Annotated in this window: 25 protein-coding genes; 12 read left to right on the top strand and 13 right to left on the bottom strand. The window is 68.6% G+C overall.

Annotated elements, in window-relative coordinates; translation table 11 throughout:
* Entirely contained in the window at positions 1-528 is a 528-nt protein-coding gene (locus tag E3O39_RS17225; RefSeq protein WP_134449231.1) for a universal stress protein, read from the top strand.
* A 27-nt stretch (positions 529-555) separates the two neighbouring features.
* Here E3O39_RS17225 and E3O39_RS17230 read toward each other — a convergent pair whose 3' ends face one another.
* Genes E3O39_RS17230 through E3O39_RS17240 form a run of 3 tightly spaced genes read right to left on the bottom strand, consistent with a single transcriptional unit; the run spans position 556 to position 4,723 of the window.
* Complete coding sequence (locus E3O39_RS17230; protein ID WP_134449232.1) at positions 556-1,098, bottom strand: hypothetical protein; 543 nt, start codon at positions 1,096-1,098, stop codon at positions 556-558.
* Positions 1,099-1,116: 18 nt separating this feature from the next.
* Positions 1,117-3,180 (bottom strand): primary-amine oxidase, encoded by a 2,064-nt coding sequence (locus E3O39_RS17235; RefSeq protein WP_134449233.1) that lies wholly within the window; start codon positions 3,178-3,180, stop codon positions 1,117-1,119.
* A 58-nt stretch (positions 3,181-3,238) separates the two neighbouring features.
* Positions 3,239-4,723, bottom strand: coding sequence for an APC family permease (locus E3O39_RS17240; protein ID WP_134449234.1), 1,485 nt, complete (start codon positions 4,721-4,723; stop codon positions 3,239-3,241).
* A 274-nt stretch (positions 4,724-4,997) separates the two neighbouring features.
* Between E3O39_RS17240 and E3O39_RS17245 the strand changes: the two genes are divergently transcribed.
* Together E3O39_RS17245 and E3O39_RS17250 are read left to right on the top strand one after the other, a co-directional pair.
* On the top strand, positions 4,998-6,521 hold the full coding sequence (locus E3O39_RS17245) for an APC family permease (RefSeq protein ID WP_134449235.1): 1,524 nt from the start codon (positions 4,998-5,000) through the stop codon (positions 6,519-6,521).
* On the top strand, positions 6,518-7,231 hold the full coding sequence (locus tag E3O39_RS17250; protein ID WP_134449236.1) for an IclR family transcriptional regulator: 714 nt from the start codon (positions 6,518-6,520) through the stop codon (positions 7,229-7,231). Before E3O39_RS17245 ends, E3O39_RS17250 begins: the two co-directional genes overlap by 4 nt.
* A gap of 7 nt (positions 7,232-7,238) precedes the next feature.
* Here the strand turns inward: E3O39_RS17250 and E3O39_RS17255 are convergent, their stop codons facing one another.
* Complete coding sequence (locus E3O39_RS17255; RefSeq protein ID WP_134449237.1) at positions 7,239-7,457, bottom strand: three-helix bundle dimerization domain-containing protein; 219 nt, start codon at positions 7,455-7,457, stop codon at positions 7,239-7,241.
* Positions 7,458-7,603: 146 nt separating this feature from the next.
* Between E3O39_RS17255 and E3O39_RS17260 the strand changes: the two genes are divergently transcribed.
* Positions 7,604-8,095, top strand: a complete 492-nt coding sequence (locus E3O39_RS17260; RefSeq protein ID WP_134449238.1) for a heme-degrading domain-containing protein — start codon at positions 7,604-7,606, stop codon at positions 8,093-8,095.
* A 117-nt stretch (positions 8,096-8,212) separates the two neighbouring features.
* Positions 8,213-9,220 carry an acyl-CoA thioesterase gene (locus E3O39_RS17265; RefSeq protein WP_241985123.1) on the top strand — a complete coding sequence of 336 codons (1,008 nt, stop codon included), beginning with the start codon at positions 8,213-8,215 and terminating at the stop codon, positions 9,218-9,220.
* 42 nt (positions 9,221-9,262) lie between these two features.
* Here E3O39_RS17265 and E3O39_RS17270 read toward each other — a convergent pair whose 3' ends face one another.
* The 3 genes from E3O39_RS17270 to E3O39_RS19720 all read right to left on the bottom strand — a co-directional run bounded on the left by E3O39_RS17270 (position 9,263) and on the right by E3O39_RS19720 (position 12,520).
* The gene (locus E3O39_RS17270) at positions 9,263-12,115 is read right to left on the bottom strand and encodes a bifunctional diguanylate cyclase/phosphodiesterase (protein WP_134449239.1); all 2,853 of its coding nucleotides are present in this window, start codon (positions 12,113-12,115) and stop codon (positions 9,263-9,265) included.
* 86 nt (positions 12,116-12,201) lie between these two features.
* Complete coding sequence (locus E3O39_RS17275) at positions 12,202-12,387, bottom strand: hypothetical protein (protein ID WP_134449240.1); 186 nt, start codon at positions 12,385-12,387, stop codon at positions 12,202-12,204.
* 7 nt (positions 12,388-12,394) lie between these two features.
* Positions 12,395-12,520: a hypothetical protein gene (locus E3O39_RS19720; protein WP_255454126.1), complete on the bottom strand. Its 126-nt coding sequence runs from the start codon at positions 12,518-12,520 to the stop codon at positions 12,395-12,397.
* A gap of 299 nt (positions 12,521-12,819) precedes the next feature.
* Between E3O39_RS19720 and E3O39_RS17280 the strand changes: the two genes are divergently transcribed.
* The gene (locus E3O39_RS17280) at positions 12,820-13,194 is read left to right on the top strand and encodes a hypothetical protein (protein WP_134449241.1); all 375 of its coding nucleotides are present in this window, start codon (positions 12,820-12,822) and stop codon (positions 13,192-13,194) included.
* A gap of 12 nt (positions 13,195-13,206) precedes the next feature.
* Here the strand turns inward: E3O39_RS17280 and E3O39_RS17285 are convergent, their stop codons facing one another.
* Positions 13,207-13,701 carry a hypothetical protein gene (locus tag E3O39_RS17285; RefSeq protein ID WP_241985124.1) on the bottom strand — a complete coding sequence of 165 codons (495 nt, stop codon included), beginning with the start codon at positions 13,699-13,701 and terminating at the stop codon, positions 13,207-13,209.
* A 90-nt stretch (positions 13,702-13,791) separates the two neighbouring features.
* Here E3O39_RS17285 and E3O39_RS17290 point away from each other — a divergent pair, with 90 nt between their 5' ends.
* The gene (locus E3O39_RS17290) at positions 13,792-15,084 is read left to right on the top strand and encodes an ATP-binding protein (protein ID WP_134449242.1); all 1,293 of its coding nucleotides are present in this window, start codon (positions 13,792-13,794) and stop codon (positions 15,082-15,084) included.
* Between the two features lie 38 nt (positions 15,085-15,122).
* Here the strand turns inward: E3O39_RS17290 and E3O39_RS17295 are convergent, their stop codons facing one another.
* Both E3O39_RS17295 and E3O39_RS17300 read right to left on the bottom strand, forming a co-directional pair.
* Complete coding sequence (locus E3O39_RS17295) at positions 15,123-16,721, bottom strand: HNH endonuclease signature motif containing protein (RefSeq protein ID WP_134449243.1); 1,599 nt, start codon at positions 16,719-16,721, stop codon at positions 15,123-15,125.
* A gap of 95 nt (positions 16,722-16,816) precedes the next feature.
* On the bottom strand, positions 16,817-17,551 hold the full coding sequence (locus E3O39_RS17300) for a FadR/GntR family transcriptional regulator (protein ID WP_134449244.1): 735 nt from the start codon (positions 17,549-17,551) through the stop codon (positions 16,817-16,819).
* Between the two features lie 198 nt (positions 17,552-17,749).
* Here E3O39_RS17300 and E3O39_RS17305 point away from each other — a divergent pair, with 198 nt between their 5' ends.
* The 5 genes from E3O39_RS17305 to E3O39_RS17325 all read left to right on the top strand — a co-directional run bounded on the left by E3O39_RS17305 (position 17,750) and on the right by E3O39_RS17325 (position 23,045).
* Positions 17,750-19,180 (top strand): GntP family permease, encoded by a 1,431-nt coding sequence (locus tag E3O39_RS17305; RefSeq protein WP_134449245.1) that lies wholly within the window; start codon positions 17,750-17,752, stop codon positions 19,178-19,180.
* A gap of 1 nt (position 19,181) precedes the next feature.
* Positions 19,182-19,799, top strand: coding sequence for a gluconokinase (locus E3O39_RS17310; RefSeq protein ID WP_134449246.1), 618 nt, complete (start codon positions 19,182-19,184; stop codon positions 19,797-19,799).
* 185 nt (positions 19,800-19,984) lie between these two features.
* Positions 19,985-20,566 (top strand): hypothetical protein, encoded by a 582-nt coding sequence (locus tag E3O39_RS17315; RefSeq protein ID WP_134449247.1) that lies wholly within the window; start codon positions 19,985-19,987, stop codon positions 20,564-20,566.
* A gap of 115 nt (positions 20,567-20,681) precedes the next feature.
* Complete coding sequence (locus tag E3O39_RS17320; RefSeq protein WP_134449248.1) at positions 20,682-21,983, top strand: aminotransferase class V-fold PLP-dependent enzyme; 1,302 nt, start codon at positions 20,682-20,684, stop codon at positions 21,981-21,983.
* Entirely contained in the window at positions 21,984-23,045 is a 1,062-nt protein-coding gene (locus tag E3O39_RS17325; RefSeq protein WP_134449249.1) for a hypothetical protein, read from the top strand. It begins immediately after the preceding gene.
* Between the two features lie 89 nt (positions 23,046-23,134).
* On the opposite strand, the gene E3O39_RS17330 is transcribed toward E3O39_RS17325, so the two are convergent.
* Genes E3O39_RS17330 through E3O39_RS17340 form a run of 3 tightly spaced genes read right to left on the bottom strand, consistent with a single transcriptional unit; the run spans position 23,135 to position 25,083 of the window.
* Positions 23,135-23,575 carry a DUF2269 family protein gene (locus E3O39_RS17330; RefSeq protein ID WP_134449250.1) on the bottom strand — a complete coding sequence of 147 codons (441 nt, stop codon included), beginning with the start codon at positions 23,573-23,575 and terminating at the stop codon, positions 23,135-23,137.
* Between the two features lie 24 nt (positions 23,576-23,599).
* Positions 23,600-24,238, bottom strand: coding sequence for a hypothetical protein (locus E3O39_RS17335; RefSeq protein WP_134449251.1), 639 nt, complete (start codon positions 24,236-24,238; stop codon positions 23,600-23,602).
* On the bottom strand, positions 24,235-25,083 hold the full coding sequence (locus E3O39_RS17340; protein ID WP_277612984.1) for an ABC transporter permease: 849 nt from the start codon (positions 25,081-25,083) through the stop codon (positions 24,235-24,237). Before E3O39_RS17340 ends, E3O39_RS17335 begins: the two co-directional genes overlap by 4 nt.
* Positions 25,084-25,117 lie beyond the last annotated feature (34 nt).

Genomic DNA, 25,117 nt, shown 5'->3' on the forward strand with positions numbered 1-25,117 from the left:
GTGACCACCGCACAGCCGAATGATCGCCGGCAGACCGCGAGGATCGTCGTCGGGGTCGACACCGGCCAGCCGGATGCCGTCGTGCAGCAGGCCGCCGTCTTCGCGGAGCACTTCGGTGCGGAGCTCGTCTGCGCGTGGGTCGACACCGGACGCTACGTGATCGAGCAACACCCGGACGGCAGCGTGACCTCGCTCTCCTTCGATCCCGATGTCGTTGACCTCGCCGACGAGGCTCTTCCTCCCCGGCTCGCCGCACGGCTCACGGCTGCGCTCGAAGGCCGCCCGGTCGCGTGGAGCACCCGGGCACTCGCCGGGGACCCCGCCCTCGCGATCGGCACACTCGCCGACACCCTCGGCGCCGCCATGATCGTCGTGGGTACCCGGGAGTCAAGCGTCCGAGCGGGACTTCAGGCCTTCTTCAGCGGTTCGATCGCGGTGCGCCTCGCGCATCGCCAGCACCGGCCGGTCGTGATGATCCCGCTCGCGCCGGTCCCCTTCGAACAGCGCCTGCCGTGGGAGCCCGCCTGATTCCCACCGGGAGTCCTGCGTAGCGGCTCAGGCGAAGGGCATCACGGCCATCGCCGCCGTCATGGCCGACATCCCGAGGAGGTTGCCGCGTTCGAGCCGGGTGCGGCTCTCGGTCACGAGCAGCACGAGGGACCACACCACGAACGCCCCGCCTGCCACGCAGACCAGGGGCAGCAGGAGCGAATCCGAGTGGGTGTGCCCCGCTGCGGCGGCGCCGCCCGGGGACATCACCGTGTGCGCCATCAGCTGGCCGGCGGTGACCACGAGGCCGAGCGGGTGGTGCAGCAGCATCGTCTGCCCCGCACCTCCGTGAGGTGTCGCATTCCGAGGCGCGCCCGTGGCGGTACGGCGGCGGAGCAGCGCCGAACAGGTCAGTCCCCAGGCGATCAGGATCGCCGCCCACGGCAAGGGCCCGAGGCCGAAGACACCGAAGGCGGAATCCGTCATCGCGGCGAGCATCACGAGGGTGGAGACGACCGCGAGGCCCGACCGGGAGCGCCGGCTGCCGAGCACGCAGCAGAGGTTGAGCGACGCGCCGCCGATCATGATTCCGTGCAGTGCCCAGGTCACCAGCGCTCTCCTCTCGTCCTAGTGGTGCGTGTGCTCGTGCGCCGCGCCGTCGTGGCCGTGCGAGCAGTGCGACACCGGTTCGTTTGCCGGCACGTTCATCGCGGGGTTCGCACCGAAGAAGCCGTATGGCTTGAGCGTGAACTTCGCGTAGTCGACCGGCATCACCGGCCAGTCCTCGATCCGGGGGAAGTGCGTCGGCCCGAAGGTGTGCCAGAGCACGATGTCCTCGCCGTCGATCGACCTGTCGCCCGCGATGTACTTCGTGATGCCGTCCCCGCCCGGGTTCTGGTGCACGAAGTCACCGGCCGCGAACTGCTCCGCCGGGTCGTACTGGGTCACGAAGAGGTGCTTCGTTGCGAACTCGGCGCGCTTCGCGATCGAAGACCCCGGGTCGGCCATCAGCGTCGGAGACTGCTCCGGCTGCAGAACATAGCCGGTCGGGCGCCCGAGCCGGTTGGTCTTCTCGGTGTTGACGATGTGCCAGGCCCTGGCGACGGATGCGTCGGCGACCCGCCCGGAGCCCGCCTCACTCGTGAGCCGGGTCGTCTTCTTGGTGAAGGCGTTGCCGTGCGGGTTGCCCGGCCCCATCGGCAAGCGCACGCCGTCGATCTCGTCGACGGCGTTGGACAGCCCGTCGACCATCATGTCGAGCCGCGCGCTGAAGAGGTGCTGGTGGTACGGGGCGCCGAGCCCGGGAGCGACCTCGCTGGCATACGCGTAGTCTCCCTCGATCGCGGTCTCTCCGATAGGCTCCCCGATCCCCGGGTATGCCGATGTGAAGAGGATGCCGGTGAGCTTGGCCTCGCACTCGATGGTGCCGTCGAGCGACAGGTACCAGTAGAACCCGTAGTCGTAGTTGCCGACGGTGGTGAAGAAACTGATCACGAGTCGCCGCTGCCGGCGCACCTCGTTGGAGCCGGTGAACATGTCGCCGTGCTTCCAGAGCGTTCCGACGTCCTCCTCGTGCATGCAGATGCCGTTCTTGATCGTGAACGGGTTGCCGAGTTCGTCGGCGAGGACGGCGTCGAAGTACTTGATCTCGCCGACGCAGTCGCAGCCGAGCGCGAGGGAGTTGGTGAACCGGCCGAAGAGGTACTCTCCGGTATCGAAATAGTTCTGCCAGAACCGCACCGGGGACGGGTCCCCGTATGGCACGAGCATCTCGTTGATCGAGGCCCGGTAGATGACCGGGCGCTCCTCCCCCGCGTCCGTGAAGGAGAGCTGGCGCAGCACGAGGCCCTCGCGGGTATCGAAGCCGACCTGGAACTTCCAGTTCGCCCAGCTCACCCACTCGCCGTCGACCGTGAAGCTCGGTCCTTCCGGCTGGGAGATCACGATCGGCTTGAGGGTCGTGAGCGGGGCGCCCTGCACGGCCGGGTCGTCGAAGTTGCCGCTCTCCGCCGGGATGTCGAGGGTGCCGACGTCGATGAGGCGCGTGATGGTGCGGGAGGCGGTGTCGACGTAGGCGGAGAGCCCATCGACCGGGTGCGCCCAGGGGTGGTCCTCCGGGTAGTCCTGGCGGAACGCGAGCACCCGGACGATCCGGCGGCCGACCTCTTCCGGGTAGTCGTAGTGCCCGGCAGAGAGCGGCACGACAACGACCTCTTCGATCGTGGTGCCCCGCGCGGCGAGTGCGGCGACCCAGCGCGGGTCCTCGGCGACGATCCCGGCGATCGCGTCGAACTCGGCGAGCAGCACGGGCAGCTGGCCGGCCGACCCGTCGAGCACGCTCGTCGTGAGCACCGCGCGACCGGGGATGGAGACGATGTTATCCGTCGACCGGCCGGTCTCCATGTCGAGAAGCATCACCCGGGCCTGCCGGTCGGGAAGCGGCCCGGTGCCGTCCTGCCAGGCGAGGACCTCACGCTTGTGCGGTTCCCACAGCCCGACATAGGCGAAGCGGGTGGTCGCGTTCCAGTCGGCGCCCGCCGTGACGACGTCGCGCACGGTCTCGAACTCTGCGGCGGTGAGGCTGCCGACCGGGTGGCTCGGCACGGTCCCGGCGTCGTGCTGGCCGTGGTCGTGATCGTGGCCGCCGTGTTCGTGGTGGCCGTGCGGGGTGTCGAGATCGGTGATGGTCATGGTTCTCCAGTCGAAGGGTGGTGAGAGGTGAGCGGATGCTGCGGGCGGGGTCAGCGGGTCACCCGCCGATGGCATCCGTGATCTGGTCGTATGCGACCCGGTTGGTGCGCTTGAGGATGAGCGCCTGCACGAGTCCGCCGAGCGGGAAGAGCACGACGAGGCCGAGCAGGACCGCGCTCACGACGCCGAACACGGGGGCTCCGTCCGCGTCGACGTCACCGACGAGGAAGGGGAAGTTCGTGGCGATGAGCACCGCGGCGCCGAGCAGTCCGAGGAGGCCGAGCACCGGGGCGATCACCGTGTTCCAGAGCCGCCTGTCCTTCCTGGTGCGGGCGAAGTAGACGACGACCGCGACGCTCGTGACGGCCATCAGGACGGCGATCGCGAGGGTCGCGACGCCGGAGAACCAGGTGAAGACCTGGAGCACCGGGTCGAGGCCGAGCGCGGCGAACAGGATCGTCAGGATCGCGGCTGTCGCGGTCTGCACGATCGAGGACAGGTGGGGTGCGGAGTGCTTCGTGTGCACCCGGCCGAGGAAGTCGGGAAGGACCCGGGCGTTGGACATCGAGTGCTGGTAGCGGGTGATCACGTTGTGGAAGGACAGCACGCACGCGAACATGCTCGTGATGAGCAGCACGTTCATCACGACCTGCCCGATCGGTCCGAGGTAGGCGAGGGTCGTGATCAGGATCATCGCGCCCGGGTTCTCCGCGGCCTGGGCGACGACGCCGCTCGGTCCCCATGCCATCACGAGCGCCCAGGACGCGAGCGTGTAGAAGACGCCGATGCCGATCACGGCGACGTAGGTGGCCCGCGGGATGGTGCGGCCGGGGTCCTTCGCCTCGTCACGGAAGATCGCGGTGGACTCGAAGCCGATGAAGGCGGCGATCGCGAACATCAGGCCGATCGCCGGGGAGCCGGTGAGCACGTTGTTCGGTTCGAAGGGCGCCATCGAGAGGCCCTCCGGGCCGCCGTTGACGACCACCGCGACGACGAGCGCGAGCACGACGCCGACCTCGCCGAGCAGGAGCACACCGAGCACCTTCGAGCTCAGGTCGATGTGCCGGTAGCCGAGGAACCCGACGAGGGCGACGGCCGCGAGCGAGTAGAGGTACCAGGGCAGGTCAGGTGCGCCGAGGCCCGTGAGCGTGACGCTCAGGATGTAGCCGACGTACCCGTATACCGAGACCTGGATGGTCGTGTATGTGAGAAGCGCGAGGAAGGCCGTCGCGAGGCCGGCCGGCTTGCCGAGCCCGTAGTTCACGAAGGTGAAGAACGCGCCGGGCTTCGGCACGTGCTTGGTCATCGCGGCGAGGCCGACGGAGAAGAAGAGCAGGACGATCGCCGCGATGGCGAACATCGAGGGGAATCCGACCCCGTTGCCGAGCAGGATGCCGAGCGGAGCCGAGCCGCCGATGACGGTGAGCGGCGCTGCGGCGGCCACGACCATCAGCACGATCGACGTGACGCCGAGGGAACCGGTCAGGGAACGTTCGGCGGGCAGTGTGCCAACGGATGCCGTTGGATCTTTCGTGAGGGTCATGTCATCTCCAGCTCGAGCGGGTTCGTCAGGGAAAGTCGGGGAGGCGGTGCGGAAGGTCTGCGGCCAGCCTGTCGGACCCCTGTTGCCGACCGGTCTCGCCGGGGTAAACGTCCGGGCGGCCCGAATGAGACACGGGCCGCCCGTTGTCCCACTCGGCGGTCACGCGACCGAAACACTCCCGAAGCGCGGCCGCAACGCCGGATGGTTAGCCTGAGGCTCCGCACCGCCGCCCCCGACCGTGAGCTTGTGAACGAGAAAGAACGAGGCCGGACCGATGACCGCACTGGCCAGGGCCATCAACGATCCGCAGCCGGTCGACGGCATCGGAACCCGCTCGCCCGTCGATGGCCTCGACCGGCGCAGCGTGGGATTCCTCGACGTGCTCGCGCAGTCCGTGTCCGCCGTCGCCCCATCCGCCGCCGCGACCACGATCCCACTCCTCGTCGCCGTCGTCGCCGGCGGCGCGACGGTGTGGTCGCTCGCGACCGCGATGCTGCTCGCGTTCCTCGTCGCGACGACGATCAACCAGTTCACCCGGCGCATCGCCGCTGCCGGGTCGATCTACACCTTCGTCTCCCGCGGGCTCGGCACGATGGCGGCGTTCGTCGCCGGCGTCGGCCTGCTCGTCGGCTACGGATTCATTTCGATGTTCGCGCTCGGCGGCGCCGGGTACTACCTCACGATCGTGGTCGGCAGGTTCTGGCCGGCGCTCACCGGATCCGTCCTCGTCGCGGGCCTGCTGATCGTCGTCATGGCGGCACTGTGCCTGCTCGTGCTGGCCCGCGGCATCCGTCTCTCGACCAGGATCACCCTGCTCGTCGAGGCGGTCTCGGTGCTCATCATCGTCGTGCTCGTTGTCGCGCTGCTCGTGCGGCTCTGGCCGGTGCTCGACTGGTCGCAGCTCGCGCCGGGCGGAATCGACCCCGCCAACTTCGCGGTCGGGTCCGCCCTCGCCCTCACGGCCTTCGTCGGCTTTGAGAGCGCCTCAACACTCGGTGTCGAGGCGAAACGCCCGTACGCGAGCATCCCGTGGGCGATCGTGTTCACCGTGCTCGGGTCGGGGATGCTCTACCTGCTCGCCTCGTTCAGCCAGCTCGTCGGGTTCTCCGCCCTCGGTGGCACGATCGCGGCGAGCGCGTCCCCGGTCAACGATCTCGCCGCCGCATACGGGATCGACGCGGTCGGCCTGCTCCTCGACGTCAGCATCGCGACCTCGTTCCTGGCCTGTGGGATCGCGTCGACGACCGCGCTCGTGCGGGTGCTCTTCTCGATGGGCCGGGAGGGCCTGCTGCCGAGCAGGTTCGGGCGCACCCACCCGCGCTATCGCACGCCGTTCGGCGCTGCACTCGTCGCGATGACGGTGATCACGGCGGTGCTGCTCACGACGATCGCGCTGTCCGGCAGCATCTGGCAGACCATGGAGGTGCTCATCGTCGGGGCCGCTGGCGGCTACATGACCGCGTACCTGCTCGTCTGCGTCGCCGCGCCCGTGTTCCTCCGGCGGATCGGCGAGGCCACCTTCTGGCCGGTGTTGTTCGCGGTGCTCGCCGCCGTGCTGCTGGGCGCCGTGCTCGTCACCTACCTCGCCGTCGAGAGCGGCTCGGCCAGGGCGCTCGGGGTCTGGGTCTTCCTCGGCGTGATGGCGCTCGGCCTCGCCTGGTGCGGCCTGCGATTGCGGAGGCGCCCCTGGCTTCGGGACACCATCGGGGTCTATGACGTGCCCGTGACCGGCGACGTCCTCGGCGGGCCGGGCCCGGCGGATGCCGCGGCGCGGGAATCGGGCCGGGCCGGCCCGTGACGGGCGCCGCGCACCTCGGTGCCCGCCAGCCGAAGGCCATCCAGAGCGCCCTGACGGTGCTCGAGGAGGTGGCCCGCTGCGGGTCGGGGGTCACGGCGCGGGAGATCTCGGACAGCCTCGGGCTGCCGAAGGCGACAGCGTACCGGCTGCTCAACCTGCTGGTCCAGGACGAGTACCTCGTGCGGATGCCGGACCTGCGCGGGTTCGCCCTCGGCCGCAAGGTCGTCGAACTCGCCCGCCTGGTCGCGCCCGCCCAGCCACCGGAGGCTGTGCGCGAGGTCGTCGACCGGCTGCGCTCCCGCATCCGTGGCGGCATCCACCTCGTGCGTTACGACAGCGACGGGGTCCGGGTGATCGATCCGGACCCCGACTACCCGCCGAGCGTGTCCGTCAGGAGCGCGCGGGCGCTCGAGACGAGCGCGATGGGCCGGCTGCTGCTCGCAGAACGTCGAGGGGCCGAGTCGTGGGTACTCGGCGAGGACCCGGACCTGGCCGGGCAGCTCGCGACGGTCCGGACCGACGGCTACGCGTACTTCCCGAGCCCGTGGGCGCCGGGGAACGGCTGTCTCGCGATCCCGATCCGGAACCGGGAGGGAACGCTCGTCGCTGGGCTCTGCCTGTCGGCCCCTGCTGCACGGATCGGCGACCCTGCGGAATTCCTCGCCCTACTCAGGATGGGCGCACGGGAACTCGCGCCCCTGCTCGCCTGAGGGTGGTTCAGGCCGCGGCGGGCAGGTGCAGTGCGGCCCGGCGCAACCGGTCCTTGACCGCGTGCTCGATCAGCACGGGGATGTAGTCCCGCAGCGGGTTCCGGGCGAGAGCGAGCTGCTGCTCGTGCACGGTCTTCTCAATACTCGTCGGCGGTTCGTTGGGAAACTTCTTTTCCAGTCGCACAATGATCTGCTCGACCGCGCGGTCTTCCTCTTTTCGATTCACCCCTTCAGTCTCTGCCTGCTGACCGGCAGGGTCAAACGCGGAGGACGACTCCGTGCCGCGCCACGCTCAGGAACCATCCCGTACGGAGACCCGAAGTGAAAGACTGTCCGGGGCGGCGCCTGCCGCACTTCCTGGGAAGGTTCGAGATGACCGATGCACCAACACAGTCCGCGGAGGAACGCCTGCTGGACTTCCTCCTCGAGCAGGAGCGCAGCATCCAGTTCGATTCCTTCGGTTTCGCGGACGCCTGGGCGGTGGGTTCCCTGCTCGTGGAACTCGGACTCGAACGGGACCATCCGATCGCGATCGCGATCATGTTCGGGGACCAGCGGGTCTTCCACGCGTCCCTGCCGGGAGCATGCGCGGACAACGACGGCTGGCTCGAGAACAAGTTCCGGGTCGTGCGACGGTTTGCGAGCTCCTCGCTCGCCGTCGGCACCCGTTTCCGCGCGGCGGGCCGCGACTTCGACACCTCCTCCCGGCTTGACCCGCGAACGCACGCCGCGCACGGCGGCGCCTTTCCGCTGCGGGTGCGCGGGGCGCTCATGGGCGTCGTCGGGGTCTCCGGTCTCGCCCAGCAGCTCGATCACGACCTCGTCGTCGAGGCGCTCAGGGCACACCTGGTCACACGCGGCTGATACCCGGTCACGGCTCGCCGCACCGGCAGACGGTCAGTATCCGAACACTCGGGTTCCGCTTCCTCGGCGGTTGTGGGATTCTGGCTGAAAGCCCGACGCCGAGCCCCTGGAGTGCCCGTGATTCGCAGCCCTGAACACACCGAGGATGCCTCGGCCTCCGCCACTGATTCCAGGGACCGGATCACCCTGCGGTTCATGGCCGTGCCGCAGGACACCGCCGCCGACGGCATCACTGTCGCGGCAGGCAGTGTGCTCGAGTGGATCGACAAGGCCGCATACGCCTGCGCGGTCGGTTGGAGCGCGTCGGACACGGTGACGGCCTATGTCGGCAACGTGCACTTCACCCGCCCGATCCCACCTGGCAGCCTCGTGGAGGTCCGCGCACGTGTGATCCACACCGGGCGCACGAGCATGCACGTGCTCGTCGCCGTCGACACCGCGAACGTGCGCGAACGTACGTTCACCCCGGCCACACACTGCATCCTCGTCTTCGTGGCGATCGACGAAGACGGGAAGCCCATTCCGGTGCCGGAATGGGTCGCGACCTCAGCAGCCGATCGTGAACTCGAGGAGAACGCCAAGGCCCGGCTCGCCTTGCGCCGCACCATCCAGAACACTATGCGATCCCAGGAATACACCGGGGTCGGCACCACTCCGCGTACGGTCTTCCGCTTCCTGGCCGCTCCGTCCGCCGCGAACTGGGGCGGGAACGCCCACGGTGGCACGGTGATGCGCTGGATCGACGAGGCCGCATTCGCCTGTGCGGCGAGCTGGAGCTCGGAGTCGGCTGTCGCCGTCTACTCCGGCGGCATCCACTTCTACCGGCCGATCCACATCGGCCACATCGTCGAAGTGGATGCACGGCTGATCCACACCGGGCCGAGCAGCATGCACATCAGCATCCGGGTGCGATCCGGCAGCCCGCGCACGCCGGAGGACCTCAAGCTCACCACGCAGTGCATGAGCATCTTCGTCACACTCGATTCGGATGGCCACTCGCGTGCGGTCGCCCCGTTGCCCCTCGACACCGACGAGGATCTGCGGCTTGATGCCCACGCTCGTGACCTGATCACACTGCGTGCCCAACTAGCGCCGGTACCCGTCGAGTTGATGCGACAGCCCTGACCCCGCCGGCTTCTTGCTGCGGGATACCCGATGGCGGTGGGCTCAGGCGCGGCTCACCGTCGCCTGCGTTACGGACACGAACGCGGGCTTCGGCCGGCCGAGCAGGTAACCTTGGGCGAAAGCGCAGCCGGCTTCCCGAAGCGCAGCGAGCTGGTCCTCGGTCTCCACTCCTTCGGCGACTACGTCGATGTCGAGCTTCTGCGCGAGCGCAATGATCCCCTCGACCAGGGCGACGGATGCTGCATCCGGCAGGTTCGCGGTGAAGGTCCTGTCGATCTTGATCTGGTCGACGGGCAGGGTGTTGAGCCAGGCCAGGGTCGAGAACCCGGTCCCGAAATCGTCGAGCGAAATGCACACGCCGAGCCGCCGGAGTTCGGTGAGGCGTTCCACGACGCCAGGAAGATCGATGAGGGCCCTGCTCTCGACGATCTCGAGGACCAGCCGCTCAGGACGGAGCCGGTTGCGGTTGAGGGCAGCGCGCACGGTCGGGATCAGCCGCGGATCGACGAGGGTGGCACTGGCGAGGTTCACGGCGACGTGCAGCGGTGCCTCCCCGATGGCGGCGAGGTCAGCGGCGTCGCCGAGGGCCGCGAGGTCGGCGAGCGCCTCGCCGAGCACCCACAGGTCCAGGTCGGCGACGAGGCCGGTCTCCTCCGCGAGCGGCAGGAAAGCGGCGGGGGCCAGCAGGCCCAGGCGGGGATGGTCCCAGCGGATCAGGGCTTCTGCCCCCACGACCCGGTCAGGGGAGGAAAGCGCGACGACGGGTTGGTAGTGCAGCCGCATCTCGGCCCGTCCGAGTGCCTCGACGAGCTCGCTGTGAAGTGAGGAGACCGGGTCGGTCCGGTTGCTGTCGTCCGCGAGGGCGACCTGGTTCCGGCCGGTCCGTTTCGCGTCGTACATGGCGGTGTCCGCGGCGGCGAGCAGCCGTTCTCCGCCATCCCCCGGGCCGTTGTGCACCGCGACCCCGATGCTCGCGGTGATGCGCAGGTCGTGGCCGGAGACATGGAAGGGCCGGTTGAGGCTGTCGACGACGCGATGAGCGAGGTGGACCGCCTGTTCGTGACCGGCAAGTTCGTGGGCGAGGACCGCGAATTCATCGCCACCGAGACGTCCGATGGTCGCCTCGGTACCCAGGCACCCGCGGAGCCGAACCGCGATCTGGCGGAGGAGTTCGTCGCCGGCGCCGTGACCGAGCACGTCATTGACCTGTTTGAAGTTGTCCAGGTCACAGAACATCACGGCGGTGCACGAGCCCTCCGCGCACGTCGACACTGCAGCATCGAGCTCACTCGCGAACAGCATCCGGTTGGCGAGGCCGGTCAGCGGGTCGTGCAGGGACTGGTGACGAACCGTGGCGAGGAGCCGGGCGTTCTGCAACGCGATGGCGCCCTGATGGCTGACGCCCTCGATCCGCGCGAGCGTGCTCGGCGAGATGCCCGAGGCAGGAGCGGAACGCCACCCGCCGGCGACGACGCCCATCAGCACATCGCCGGCGAGCAGCGGCACGATGATCGCCGTGGTCATTCCGCATTCCGCGAGGAGGCCGGCCAGTTGCGGGCTCGCGGTCGTCGCCGAGAGCGGGACCGGCCGCTGGTGGGCGAGGAGTTCGACCAGTTCGGGCGTCTGCGCGGCGGGGATCGGCGACGCGAGCACCCGCTCCCTCTGGGGCATATCGAGCCCGGCGGTTGCGACCGCGTGCATCACGCCGGGGCCGGCGTCCCAGAGCAGCACCGCGGCGGCATCGCAGCCGGCGATCGCCGGTACCGCGAGTGCGACGGCATCGGCGACGGCCTCGCTGCCATTGCTCGTCGCGAGCTCATGGGCGAGCACCAGCATGGCCGCCGCCCTGCTCTCTTCGCGCCTGCTGTCGTCGAGGGCCGTGAACAGGTCCAGCGCCGAGGCGGCGTGGCCGGCGTATGCCTCGAGCAGGGTCCTGTCCCCCTCCATCGCGGTGTGACCGAGGGAATAGAGTGCGGCAAGGCGTCCGTAGGTGCGCCGGCTGGAGGCCACGTCCACGATCACCGCCCGGTCGCCGAGGGCGTCGCCGTGGAGGATCCGCGCGGCGACCCTGGCCGCCTTGGGGGCATCGAGTCCCTGGAAGCGAAGCACGGGCTCACCGTGGTCGGACGTCATGATGAGCAGGTACGCCGGCGCAAGCACTGCAGAAGACGCACGGGCGACGATGCGGGCGAGAACGTCGTCGACATCGTCGCTTCCGACGAGGTCTGCTGCGGCGAGCTGAACCTCCTTGACCTTCTCGCGCAAGAGCACAAGGGACCTGTTGGTCGGATGGGTCCATGACCGCAACGACCACCAGCGGCGCCGGGTCGACCACGTCACTTCGTAGACGCAACACTCATATCCGTCGCACTGGCATTCCGGGTGGACCACGATGGCGGTATTGAGCCCGAACATGGACGGCAGAGCGGCGAACAGGCCCTGGGCGTACTGGCAGTCGAGACGTGACGGACGATAGCCCTCGTGCAGCCGGTAGCGAAGGCTTGCCGACGTCCCCCGCACGGAAACGGAGTCCATTGTCGAGGTGGTCGTGAACTTGGGAATGAACCGCGGCAATTGGCGGTACACCGCTGCGGGTGATGCGAAGGCGCTCAGGAGCTGCACGAGCACCGGATGCAGCCCGTCGGTGACGACCGTCGAGCCCACCGTGTACATCGTGCGCGGGTCGTCAAGCACGGTCGTCGCGGCCTCGAAGAGCCGGATCCTGGTGTCGTAGCTCACCCAGTTTGCTGTGTCCTCAAGCCAGTCGATCGACTCCGTGACCCCGGCCCTGGCGAGGACATCGGCAACGGCAGCCACTCCGCCGTGTGCGCGCACATGGCCGAGGAGAAGGGAAACTGTCGTGCTCGACGTCTCCCGTGGCTCCAGTGTCATCATCGCCCCCTGGTTGCATACTATCGACTGGACCCGCACACGAGGCGGTCTGGAGCCGGCTGCTCAGCGGGCGAGGGCACAGCGGTCGGTCAGCCGGCGGTGCCGTCCGGGCTCGTCGCCGGGGTCGTCGCGGTGTCCGCAGCGGGAGCGGAGTACCGCATCAGCGACTTGTGCCGCAGGTTGTACTCGCGTTTGAGTTCATTCCAGCGCGGCAGTGAGACCTGGTTGGCCGGCGAAGCCGCGTTGGGTTCGCCTGACGATGGCGCTTCGGACACGGTGTTCTCAGTCCTCGTCGTCGTCACGCGTCGTCGCGACCGGACCGCGGCGGGCAGCGAACTCGCGCTTGAGCGCCGACCAGCGCACGGCGGACACGTAGTGGATGGTGGAGTTCTTCGTCACGTCGGCCATGGGTTCTCTCAGTCTCAAACGGTTGATGAACGGCGCGCCGCTGAGCCTGGTTCATTGTGTGAGCGATCGAGATTGACACGGTTTCGCATCCGTGGATGGAAACCCGACCCATCACGAGGGGTGGACGGGATCGCACATTCATGGTACATCCGCCGACCGGAATCCGGTCATCGAGGGAGGCCTGAACGGCGGGGCTGCATTGTTTCCTTGGATGACGGATGCCGGGACATCCGCCGGTCGCCGACCTAGGCTGCTGACAACCGAGATAGACACCGCGACACGAAGGGACAGAGACCACAATGACCCAGCAGCACCCCACCCTCCGGAAGATCCCGCGTCCCGACTGCTCACAGGGTCACACCTGCACCGGCAGTGCACCAGGTCATGCCCTTCCGCTGATCCAGCAGCGCGTGTCCGCGGCGACGCCGAGCAAGTGGCGCGACGCGATCGTGACCGCCGTCACCCACTCGGGCTGGCTCGCGTTAACGACCCTCGACGATCACGCCACGGTGTGGGTGTGGAACCACGCAGACCTCGGCGCCTCGGCCTCCGTCGGTGAACCAGTCGCACTGCACGACGTCTATCACGTGCTCGCGATCGGAGCCGAGCGCGTGAACGTGCTCCTGGCGCCGGTCGAGCTGTCGGGCTTCTCCGACCTCGTCGGCCTGTCCTAAGGGACCTCTGCTTTACGCCATCGGCATCATGGACTTCATCGCCGACATCATCCGCTCGCACGCGGCCGCGCACTGACGGCAGGCCTCAGCGCACATCTTGCACTCTTCGCTCATTTCGGCGTGCATCATGCACTCGGCGGCGCAGGCCATGCACATCTTCATGCAGGCATCCATCTGGGCCATCATGACCTGCATGTCGTAGCCGGAGGGGCGCAGCATCATTCGCATCATCGTGTGGGTCATGTCGGCGCAGTCGAGGCACATGCTCATGCACTTCGACATACCGGTCATGCCCATGGCCATCATGTCGTCCGCGCAGACCGTACAGGCCTGCTCGCACGCGCTGCAACACTCGATCATGTCCTGCATCGCCGCCATGTCGAGGCCGCTCATGCTCTTCATCGCCATCGAAGAGTCCATCATCTGCGCTGTCATGCTCATCATTTCCGTCATCCCGCTCCGGAAGCCCGGCGTCGGTCCGTGCCGGCTGATGACCGCGGCGTCCACGTTACGAAATGTTACGCCGCACGCTCACGCGCCCTCAAGGGGCGAGTGCCCTAGATTGTGGGAACAGACATTCCCGTGCGAAGGAGCACCATGACCGGCTGGCGGATCCGCGATTTCCACGCTGACGACCTTGATGGGATCCTCCGGCTCTGGCAGGAGGTCACCGAGACCAAGACAGAACCGGTCTACGGCCTGTCCGAAGTGCTCGCCTCCTGCCAGAAGGACCACGCCGTCGTCGCCATGCACGGCGACGAGGTCATCGGGGCCGCGGTCGGCCGTGCTGCGCATGCCCAGGGCTGGATCGTGTTCCTCGCGACCGCGCAGTCCTGGCAAAGCCAGGGCATCGGCACGGCCATGCTCGCAGCACTCGAATCGAAGATGGCCCCGCACGGCCTGACCAAGCTCTCGGCGCTGATGCCGGAGACCGAGAGCCGGGTCGACGCCTTCCTCAACCGCGGCTTCGTCGTCAAGAAGCAGCTGAGCTACTTCGAGCGCGAGATCCCGGTGCAGCGCGAGGGGCTGAAGGCGCTCGGTGAGCTCGGCGGGCGCATCCTGCCGCGCGATCTCTGGGCGGCCGTCGGCGGCATGCGCGCCGAGAAGGAACTCCTCGAGCGCCGGCTCGTGATGCCGCTCGCCGAACCGGACCTCGCCGAACAGTACGGGGTCGTTCCGCCCAAGGCCGTCGTGCTCTTCGGCCCTCCCGGAACAGGCAAGACCACCTTCGCCAAGGCGATCGCCTCCCGGCTCGAGTGGCCGTTCGTCGAGGTCTTCCCCTCCCGGCTGGCCGGCGACCCGAAGGGACTTGCCGGCGCCCTGCGGGAGACCTTCCTCAAGATCTCCGAACTCGAGCACGCCGTGGTCTTCATCGACGAGGTCGAGGAGATCGCGGCCCAGCGCGGCGGCGAACCGCCGTCGCCGCTGCAGGGCGTCACCAACGAGCTGCTCAAGATCATCCCGGCCTTCCGTGAGCGGCCGGGGCGCCTCCTGGTCTGCGCGACCAACTTCATCCGCGCCCTCGACTCCGCACTGCTCCGGCACGGACGCTTCGACTACGTCATCCCGATCGGGCTTCCGGATGCCGCGGCGCGCGCGGCCATCTGGGCCGGCTACGTGCCGGCGCTCGTCGCCGGCACGGTCGACTTCCGCGCCCTCGTCGCCGCGAGCGAGGGCTTCTCGCCCGCCGATATCGAGTACGCAGCCCGCCGCGCTTCGCAGGAGGCACTCGAACGGGCACTCTTCACCGCGGACGAGGTTCCAGCGGATGCGCCGAGCGGTCCCCGGACCGAGGACTACCTCGCGGCGATCCGTGCCACCCGTACCACGGTCTCGCCGCAGGTCGCGGCCGAGTTCCTCGAGGACATCGAGCGGCTCGCCCGGCTCTGACCGGTACCGGCAACCGGTCCGAATACCGCCCGACCTCGTCAGTCATCGTCGCGGAGGATCGTGTTTTTGCTGGTGAGCAGTACGGGTTTCTGGTCGGGGTCGAGTCCGGGTGGTGGGGTGAGCCAGTACTGGCCGGTGTCGTCGCGGGTGATGCGCCAGTGTTCGTTGTGGAGCCTGAGGTGGTCGGCCCGGCAGAGCAGGATGCCGTGGTCGAGGTTGGTCTGTCCGGTGTCGTCTTTCCAGTGGTGGATGTGGTGGGTTTCGGTCCAGGACGGTGGCCGGTCGCAGCCGGGCCACCGGCAGCCGCCGTCGCGGAGGGAGAGGGCCACCCTTTGGGAGGGGCTGAAGGTGCGTTGTTCGCGGCCGAGGTCGACGCCGTGGCCGTGGTCGTCGAAGGTGACGTCGAGGAGTCCGCTGTCGCACCGGTTCCGTTCCAAGGTCTCGGCCGCGACCGTCACCGCAGTCCCCTCGATGACGCCGGGTTGGAGCGCGGGTGCCGCGGTTTCGGGGTTCGCCGCAGCGTCGGCTGTGGGTGACGGGGCCTCGGTTGGCACGGCATCGGTGGGTGCGGCGCCGGTGGGGCGGATGGTGACCATGCGGACGGCGGGGCTTCGTCCTCCGGCGATGCGTTTCGGGTCGGCCTTCACGCCGAGTTTCATCAGGGCCAGGAACGCGTCCGCGGTGAGCTGCTCGGTGCTGCGCGGGTCGTCCTGCACCCGCTTCGCCCACGCGGCCTGCTCCTTGTCCACGAAGCGCACCCCGCCCCGGCGGGGACTGGTGATGGCGTCGTAGGTACTCATCAGGTACTCGCCGTCTTCCGGGGCGAACAGGCCGACCATACGCACCTGCCCCGTGTGGAGTCGCCAGAACCGCAGGGACCGGTCGTCGTAGACGGCCTTCTCCCGGGCGGCGATGCCAGCCTCATCGAGCACGTCCCGCACCCGCCGGGCGCGCTTGAACAGCTGGTCAGCGTTCACCGTGCGCGCTTCGGCGAGGAGCCGGGCCAGGGCCGTCGCGAGTTTCTCCGGGGTGATCGCCCGGTCCAGGTCGCCGAGCCCTTTCCGGAGCGAGTCCGCCTTCTCGACGCTCAGCCAGCCCTCGCGCAGGGCCCGGCCGATCGGCGCGTGCCACGGCGGAACCGCGGCAGCAGGAACCGGCGGGTCGACCGGCGGCAGGTCTGGAGCGGCCTCGTTGAGGGGCGGAGTCCCGTCGAGTAACTTCTGCGCCTCGGCGGCTTCGCGGGCGGCCTTCTCGGCGGCGTCGGCCTCGGCCAGCAGCCGGCCCACCCCGAGGAGCTTGACAGCATCGCCCTTGCTTGACCCAGACACGCTCTGCAGCAGGTCTTCCGGGGTCCGGAACCCGTGCCGGGCCGCGAGCCCGTTCCCGCCGAGTTCAGCCCGGGAACGGCGGGCGAGGGTCGCCGCCATCCACGCGGCACACGTCTCCAGCGCCCGCCGGGAATCCGCGATCAACGCTTGCCCGGCAAGAACCTGCTCGTCGCTGAGCGCGTCGTAGTCAGCTGATGACCTTCCCAAGGCCGCGACAGCATCCGGCACCAGCACGGTGACGGGCGTACTGGGAGACGCACCGCCATGCGGCCGATCGGGCGAAGCGGGCGACTCCGGGAGGTTGGTCATGCCCTCACGTTACGACCCACCACCGACATTCTCTGAGCATGGCTCAGGTCTGTGGAAACTCTCGGTGATCAGGAATCTGATGGGGAGCCGCTGCGTCAGGCCTGACGGGGAGACTCCGCCATGAACTCGGCGAGTGTCGCCTCGATCGTGGCGAACGACCAGCGGTAGGCGGCCTCCCCGTCGCGCACGGCGAGCGCGTGCGCGAGCTCGTGGTGGCGGTGCGCCGACGGCGGCGTGTACGAGGTGATCGTGAACCGTTTCTCCTCTTCGCGGGTACGGAGCAGTGCGGCAACGGTGCTCGCGAAGTGCCCCATCACGGCATTTCCGGAGCCGCGCAGGATCAGGGTGTGGAAGTCGATGTCGGCCTCGAGGAAGCCGCGACCGTCACCGTCGCGGTCGGCGATGACCATTGCGTTCGCGGCCGCCTTGACCCCCGCGAGTTGCTCGTCCGTCATGGCATGCGCACTCAGCCGTGCGGCGACGGGCTCGATTCCGAGGCGCATTTCAAGCATCTCGCGCATCTGGGTGAAGTATTCGGGACCGCGGCCACGCCAGACGATGATCTGCGGGTTCATCAGTTCCCAGGAGGTTCGGGCCAGTACCTGGGTTCCGACACGCTGCCGCGGCTCGATCATTCCCAGTGACTGCAGTACCCGCATCGCCTCACGCAGGACCGACCGGGAGACCGCGAAGGTCTCACTGAGTTCGTCGAGGTTCAGGATGTCGCCGGGTGCGTAGCGCGCATCCACGATCGACTGGCCGACGGCATTCACCACCCGTGCGTGCAGGCCGCCCACACGCAGGGAATCCGTGACGGTGCCGCTCTGCATCTGCACTTCTTTCCATTGGCGTAGCCGGGAGGCCTCGGGGGCCCCACCGAGATCGTACCCACCACGCGGGCGTCGACGCGATTCGGGGGGTGGCGCGCGCGCACATCCTGTGCAACACTCAATTATCTGATTTATCAGACTATTGCTAATTTTTTGACGATGGGGTCGCAGGGACGCGGCCTCGGAATGGAATCTGAGATGAATCTCGCCCTTGCGGTTCAGACGGCCACACAGTCGGCGGTCCAGTTGGTCGTACACGCGGCCGACCCGATCAAACCGGCCAGCGGTGACGCCCAGCTGATCATCGCGGCCGTCGTCGGCATCGCCGTCATCATCACCCTCATCACCTGGTTGCGCGTGCACCCGTTCCTCGCCCTCGCGATCGGCGCCGTCGGCGTCGGCGTCGGCGCGGGACTCGCCCCGAGCGCCGCCGTGACGAGCTTCAGCACCGGCTTCGGCGGGACGATGGCGAGCGTCGGCATCCTCGTCGGCTTCGGCGCCATGTTCGGAAAGCTGCTCGCCGACTCCGGCGGAGCCGACCGGATCGTCGACTCCCTCGTGAGCCGGTCGACGACCCGAACCCTGCCCTGGGTGATGGCGCTCATCGGCGGCCTGATCGGCCTGCCGATGTTCTTCGAGGTCGGCCTCGTGCTGCTGATCCCCGTGATCATCCTCGTCGCCCGCCGCAGCGGCCTCTCCCTGATCCGTATCGCGATCCCGGCCCTCGCCGGCCTCTCGGTCATGCACGGCCTCGTGCCGCCGCACCCCGGGCCCCTCGTCGCCGTGACGACCCTGGGCGCCAACCTCGGCCTGACCCTCGCGATCGGCGTGCTCATCGCCATCCCGACCGTCATCATCGCCGGCCCGGTCTTCAGCAAGTTCGCGGCCCGCTGGGTCGACGTGCCCGTACCCGCGCTGTTCCTCACCACAGCCGACACCGGTGAAGTGACCCACACCAAGCGCCCGAGCTTCTTCGTGACCCTGTGCGGCATCCTGTTGCCCGTCGTGCTGATGCTCGCCCGCTCGATCGCCGATGCCCTCGCGCCCGGGTCGACCGCGCCGCTGAACGCCGCGCTCGACTTCCTCGGCACCCCGATGATCGCCCTTGGCCTCGCCGTGATCTACGCGATGATCTTCTTCGCCCGTGGCGGCGGCATGACCCGCGCAGCAGTCTCCACATCGCTCTCGAACTCCCTGCCCCCGATCGCCGGCATCCTGCTCATCGTCGGCGCGGGCGGCGGCTTCAAGCAGGTCCTGATCGACACCGGGATCGGAACCGTCATCGCGAACGCCGTCGCAGGCAGCAGCGTCTCGATTCTTCTCCTGGCCTGGTTCGTCGCCGCGCTCATCCGCGTCGCTACGGGTTCTGCCACGGTTGCAACCGTGACCGCAGCCGGCATCCTCGCCCCGGTCGCGGCGACCCTCGGCGCAACGGATGTCTCGCTGATGGTTCTCGCCATCGGCGCCGGTTCACTGTTCCTCTCGCACGTCAACGACGCCGGATTCTGGCTCGTGAAGGAATACCTCGGCACCACCGTCGGGCAGACCCTGAAGACCTGGACGATCATGGAGTGCCTCATCTCCGTGACGGGCCTCGCCGGCGTGCTCCTCCTGAACATCGTGATCTAGCATGAGCGACACCGAACAGCTCTTCGAGAACCAGCAGCCCGTTCTTGTCATCATGGGCGTCTCCGGCTCCGGAAAGTCCACGGTCGCCGGGCTCCTCGCCGGCCAGCTCGGCTGGGACCTGGAGGAGGGCGACGACCTGCACCCGCAGGAGAACATCGACAAGATGTCGGCGGGGCATCCGCTCGACGACGACGACCGGGCGCCCTGGCTCGAGACGATCTCCTCCTGGATCATCGAGCACACCATGGCCGGCGTGCCCGGGATCATCACGTGCTCCGCGCTCAAGCGCAAGTACCGCGACGTGCTTCGCGAGCACAACGTGATCTTCGTGCACCTGACCCTGCCGACGGAGCTGATCCTGCGACGCCTCGCCACCCGGCAGGACCACTACATGCCGGTGTCGCTTCTCGACTCCCAGGTCGCGACCCTCGAGGCGCCCGGCGACGACGAACGCGCCATCACGATCGATGCGGGGCGTGCACCCGCCGCGGAAGCCGCGGAGATCGTGCGACGCCTCGGCCTGACCCCGCGTCCCGGATCGTCGAGCCTCGGAGCTCCCGCCCCCGGACAGTCGTCCGTGCACCCGGTCGCCGCGGTGGCCCAGAAGGCCAGGCCCTAACGGGCTTGCGCCGACCGCGCTACGTCTCCACGCAAACGACCCCCGCTCAGCCGGGGGTCGTTTGTGCGTGCGGGCCACGTTTGTCAGGTTATTCACCCCGGATTCCGGTACGGTATGCGTGTGTCGCTTCGGACGGAGCGATTCATCGCATCCGCTTCGACCGGATGCCGGCAGTGGGAGACGAGATGAGGCTGGCAGGCTTCTCCGCCTCGTTGCACCCTCACGGTGCTCCCCGCACCGCTGGTCTCCGTACCGCGATCCTCGCGGCCCTCGCCCTCATCGCGGTCCTCGCCTGCGTGCTCTTCGCCCACGCCGGCGCCGACGGCCAGGACGTGAACGTGCCCGCAGCGGTCAGCCCGATGGCGATGTCCACCTCCGCGACCACCTCCGGGTCGGCATCCAGCGCCTTCTCCGGCACCGTCGTCTCCGGGACCGTCCTCTCCGGCACACTCGCGCAGGCCGTCGCGCTCTCCGCTTCCGTCGCCGTGACCGCAACGGCGGCGGCGACCGGGATGGCCCGCACGATCGCGGCATCCGTCGGCCAGCGCGTGCTGTGCTTCGAGGGCAACTCCCTCGGCGGCGGCGCCATGGCCGCGATGTCCTGTTCTGTACTCCTCATCCTCGGCAGCCTCCTGCTGATCGCGGGCGGCCCGTCGGCCCTCGGACTCCTGTTCGCGGCCGGCGGTTTCGTGGTCGGCACCTTCCGCACCATCGCGCTGCACCTGCACCGCCCGAGCCTCACGCTGCTTTCCGTCAGCCGCATTTAGGTCGAATCCCGCTCCCGCGCTTCTCCGGCCCTCCCGCCGAACGGATGCGTTCCCCTGCCGTTTTCACCGGCACCCGCGGATTTCGACCCTGTGACCTGAATGGACTACTGAACATGTGCACATCTTCCTGCCCGACGATCCTGGACCGGACGGGGACGGCGTCGTGAAACGCGCCGGACTCTTCGGCAGGGGCGCGGCCCCTGCCGCTCCGACCGCTCCGACCGGTTCCGCTGCGGCGGGCCGCCTCGCCGACTTCGGCTACCTCGGGTCCCGAGAGGTCTACCTCGACGCCGCCTGCCAGAGCCTGCGCCCGCAGCCGGTGATCGACGCCGTGAACGAGTACTACACGAGCTACAACGCCTGCGGCGGCCGGGTCAAGTACGCGTGGGGCAAGCGGGTCGACGAGGAGGTCGCGGCAACGCGGACCGCCGTACTCGCCAGGCTCGGCCTCTCGGCGCGCAGCCATGCGGTCTCGTTCACCCTCAACACGACCTACGGCATCAACCTGCTGCTGCAGCAGCTCCCCCAGGGCCGTTTCGGCCGGGTCGTGACGAGCCACGCTGAACACAACTCGGTCTTCCTGCCGACGATGACCGTCGCGAAACGCCTCGGCCTGCCGAGGCTCGTGCTCGACAGGGCCCCAGACGGCGCCCTCGTCTACGACCCCGCGCAGCTCGAACGCGCCGTCGTCGTCGTGAACGCCGCCTCGAACATCGACGGCAGCACCCTGACGAACCTCGCGGACCTCGTCCGCGACACCCACGCCCGCGGCGGCATCGTCATCCTCGACGCCGCCCAGGCCATGGCCCACGAGCACACGCTGCTCCGAGGGACCGATGCCGACGCCATCTGCTTCTCGGCGCACAAGATGTACGGGGCGAGCCTCGGCGTCGTCGTGACCCGGATCGAGCTGCTGCGCTCCCTCGAGATCAGTTTCGTCGGCGGCGGCATGGTGACGGATGTCCGCGCAGACTCCTTCGACCTCGTCACGGACGACCCCGGCGCACTCCTCGAACCCGGCCTGCAGGCCTGGGGCGAGATCATCGCGCTCGGCCGCGCGCTCGACTGGCTTGGACACGTCCGCCCAGGCGGCCTGGCACCGCACGAACACATCGCGAGCCTCTCCGGCCGCCTGTTCGACGGCCTCAGCGCGATCCCCGGCCTCGTCGTGCTCAATCACGCCGCGAGCCCGGTCATCAGCGGCTACGCCCCGAAGCAGGATTCGCACCGACTCGCGGTGTTCCTCTCCCAGCAGCAGATCATGGTGCGCAGCGGCTACTTCTGCGCCCACCACGAGCTCAAGGAACGGCTCGGGCTTCCCCCGCTCCTGCGCTTCTCCCTCGGACTCCACTCCACTTCGGCGGACATCGACCGCGCACACGACGCCCTCGCCCGCCTCCTGAAAGGCCTTTCCTAAGTGTTCTGCATCGCAGCATTCATCGTTCTCCTGTTCATGGCGGCCATCTCGGCCCGTTATCGCAAGTACCTCGCGAAGGCGTGGAACTGTACGTTCCGCCGAATCACCTTCCGCCCGTGTGACACCACCTTCAAGCAGGACATGAAGGACCACATGCTCGCCCCGATCGCCGCGCGCAGGCCCGGCCTGGTCAAGCCCGCGAGCATCGGCCTCGAGGTCGTCGCCGTCCTGATCATCCTGACGACCATCTGGAGCGGGTACGAGGTCGTCAAGAGCGGCGTCAACCTCTACGTCTACGGAACCTGCAACAAGCAGGACTCAGCGTCGTGCAGCCTCGGCGCCGAGGCATGCTCCATTCCGGACCAGACCCCGGGCTTCGGCGATTCCCTCGCCGCGTGGGACGTGGTCGGCGCCTTTGGCAACGAATTCGCGAGCCTCGGCGAGACCTTCTCCGCCATCCCGAGCCGGATGCAGAACTGGGACGCCACGGCCTACCTGCCCGCGGACGCGACCTACCTGAACCCCTACGACGCGAGCAAGAAGACCGCGCTCGAGGTCATCGACCCCGGCTGCACATACTGCCTGCAGCTCTTCAACAACATCGAGAAGGCCGGATTCGGCGAGAAGCAGAACCTCAGCTACATCGCATACCCGATCCAGTCGGCGACCGGCTACAAGTTCAAGAACTCCCTCCTCGTCACCGAGCAGCTCGAGGCCCTGCGCCTGAACCCGCTCGAGGGCGCCACGACCCCGGTCGACTGGGAGATCCTGAAGCGCATCTACACCGAGAAGAACGACGCCGGGGTCTCCTGGCAGGTCTCGATCAACAGCATGGAGTCCGCGGACGCGAGTGCGCTTCTCCAGGGCTGGGAGCTCGAGTTCGGGCTCAGCCAGGCACAGGCCGACCACGTCGACCAGGTCGCGGCATCCGACCAGGTCACGCAGGTCATCGCGGCCAACAAGAAGACGGTCGAGGAGAGCATCCACACCGTGAAGATCCCGACGATCATCTTCGACGGCCGTCGCCACGACGGCCTCGTCTCCGTCGGCGACCTGGGCTGACCTGGCCCGATCGTTCCGCTCAGTTACGGAAAAAGCACCCTCCGCGCGGGAGGGTGCTTTTTCCGTTTTTCAGCCAGCGGATGCCGGTGCTAGGGCTTCCAGACCATCAGCACGACGACCGCCACGAGCAGCAGGCTTGCGACACCGGAGCCTGCGGCGATCCGCGGGTAGCCGGCGGCCTTGGCGCCTGCGGCATCCGTCGCGAGCGACTCTGCTGCGGCCTTGAGCGCCGGCACGACGAGGAACAGGTTGATCGCGAGCGCGATCACGTAGAGCACGAGGGACAGCCACACCCAGGTCGATCCGAAGGTCCAGGCGTCGTCGGCCTCCTTGAGGCCGAGCGCCCCGAAACCGAAGAACGCGACCACGATCGAAAGCAACGTGAAGATATTGACCGACTTCGCGAGGGTCGCGACGGGACCCGCCTGCCCTGCCCGGATGGAGCGCATGGCGGTCATCGGGAGGATGGCCATCGGTCCGACGATGAAGACGGCGGCGACGATGTGCAGGACGTTGATCAGAATATGCATGCCTACAGGCTAGAGCCGTTCGGGTCAGGACGAGTGCACAACGCCGGGGTGGTCGGCGGGGAGGCCGTGGCGCTTGCCGGCGTGCAGCATCCGCAGGTTCTTCGTCTGCCAATCGCGCACGGCCTGGTGCTGCGGCTCGAGCGCGCGCAGCTCGGCGCAGGCCGTGACCTGGCGGCCGCAGGAGCAGAGCCGCGGCGTCGCCTCGTCGGCGTGGTGCAGCGTTCCGAGGCGCCAGAGCACGGCCATCGCCCAGTCGATCTGGTGCTGGGCGAGCTCGGCCCTCCGATCGGCGCGCTTGACGAGGTCGGTCTCGAGGATGCCGCGGAGTTCCGTGCCCGGCGCATGCTCGAAATCACGCGCCGCGATCCGGCGGAGGTCGTCGACCTGGCCGGTCAGCCGGGCGATGGCGGCGTCCTTCTCGGTGTCACTCGCCTGCGCCTTCTCGGCGAACCGCCGGTGCTTGTCCTGCTGCTCGGCGAACTGGCCGAGCCAGAGCTCGATGTGCTCGGCGTCGCGCCGCTCTGCCTTCTCGGCGCCGAGGTGGTGCAGGCACAGCGCGCAGACCACCTGGTCGCTCGCCGAACCGAAGGTGAAGGGCTGCAGCGACCGGCAGCAGAAGCACTGGGCGAGCACGGGAACGTACAGGGGATACGAGTGGGTCACGAGAGGATGTCCTTGGTCACGAATCGGCCGTAGGCGAGTGCCCCGAACACGAGGATATAGCCGCCCTGAAGCAGCGCATTGGCCCCGAACGACGTCCAGTCGATCGGCTGCCGCAACAGGTCGGCGAAGTCGAGCCAGTAGTGGCTGAACAGCCACGGATGCAGCCAGTCCAGTTGCGGGAGCGCGTCGAGCACCTGGGCGGTCACCGAGAGCACGATCGTCGCGGCCATGGCCCCGACGGGCACCTCGGTCAGGGTAGAGATGAACAGCCCGATCGCCGAAAGGCCGAGCAGGGACACCGTGACGTATGCCGCGATGAGGAGCGAACGAAGCACGGACTCGCCGACCCCGATGGTGTCACCGGAGAGCAGGGTGACCGGGCCGACCGGGAACAGGGCCGCGCCGATCAGGGCGCCGGAGACCGCGACGGTCAGTGTCGCGGCGACGCAGAAGGCCGCGGCGCCCGCGTACTTGACCAGCAGCAGGCGCACCCGCCCGGCCGGGGCCACGAGCAGGTAGCGCAGGGTGCCGAGGTTCGCCTCGCCCGCCACGGTGTCGCCGGCGACGACCCCGACGGTCAGCGGCAGGAAAAGCGGGATCGACACGATCAGGGCGGTGATCGCGACGAAGAGACCGTTCTGGGTGATCCGGTCGAGGAAGGCCGGGCCGCGTCCCGGCGTGACAGGGCTGCTGGTCAGCCGCACGGCGATGGCGATGAGCACCGGGATCGCGGCGAGCGCAGCGAGCATCGCCCAGGTGCGGCGGCGGCGGAAGAGCACGGTGAGTTCGGAGCCGAGGAGCGCGGCACCGGATGCCCCGCGCGGCCTGGCGACGGCGGTCGCGATCGCCGCGTGCCCTGTCGGCTCCGGTACCGATGCG

The organism is Cryobacterium sp. MDB2-A-1 (assembly GCF_004402675.1).
Taxonomy (GTDB): domain Bacteria; phylum Actinomycetota; class Actinomycetes; order Actinomycetales; family Microbacteriaceae; genus Cryobacterium; species Cryobacterium glucosi.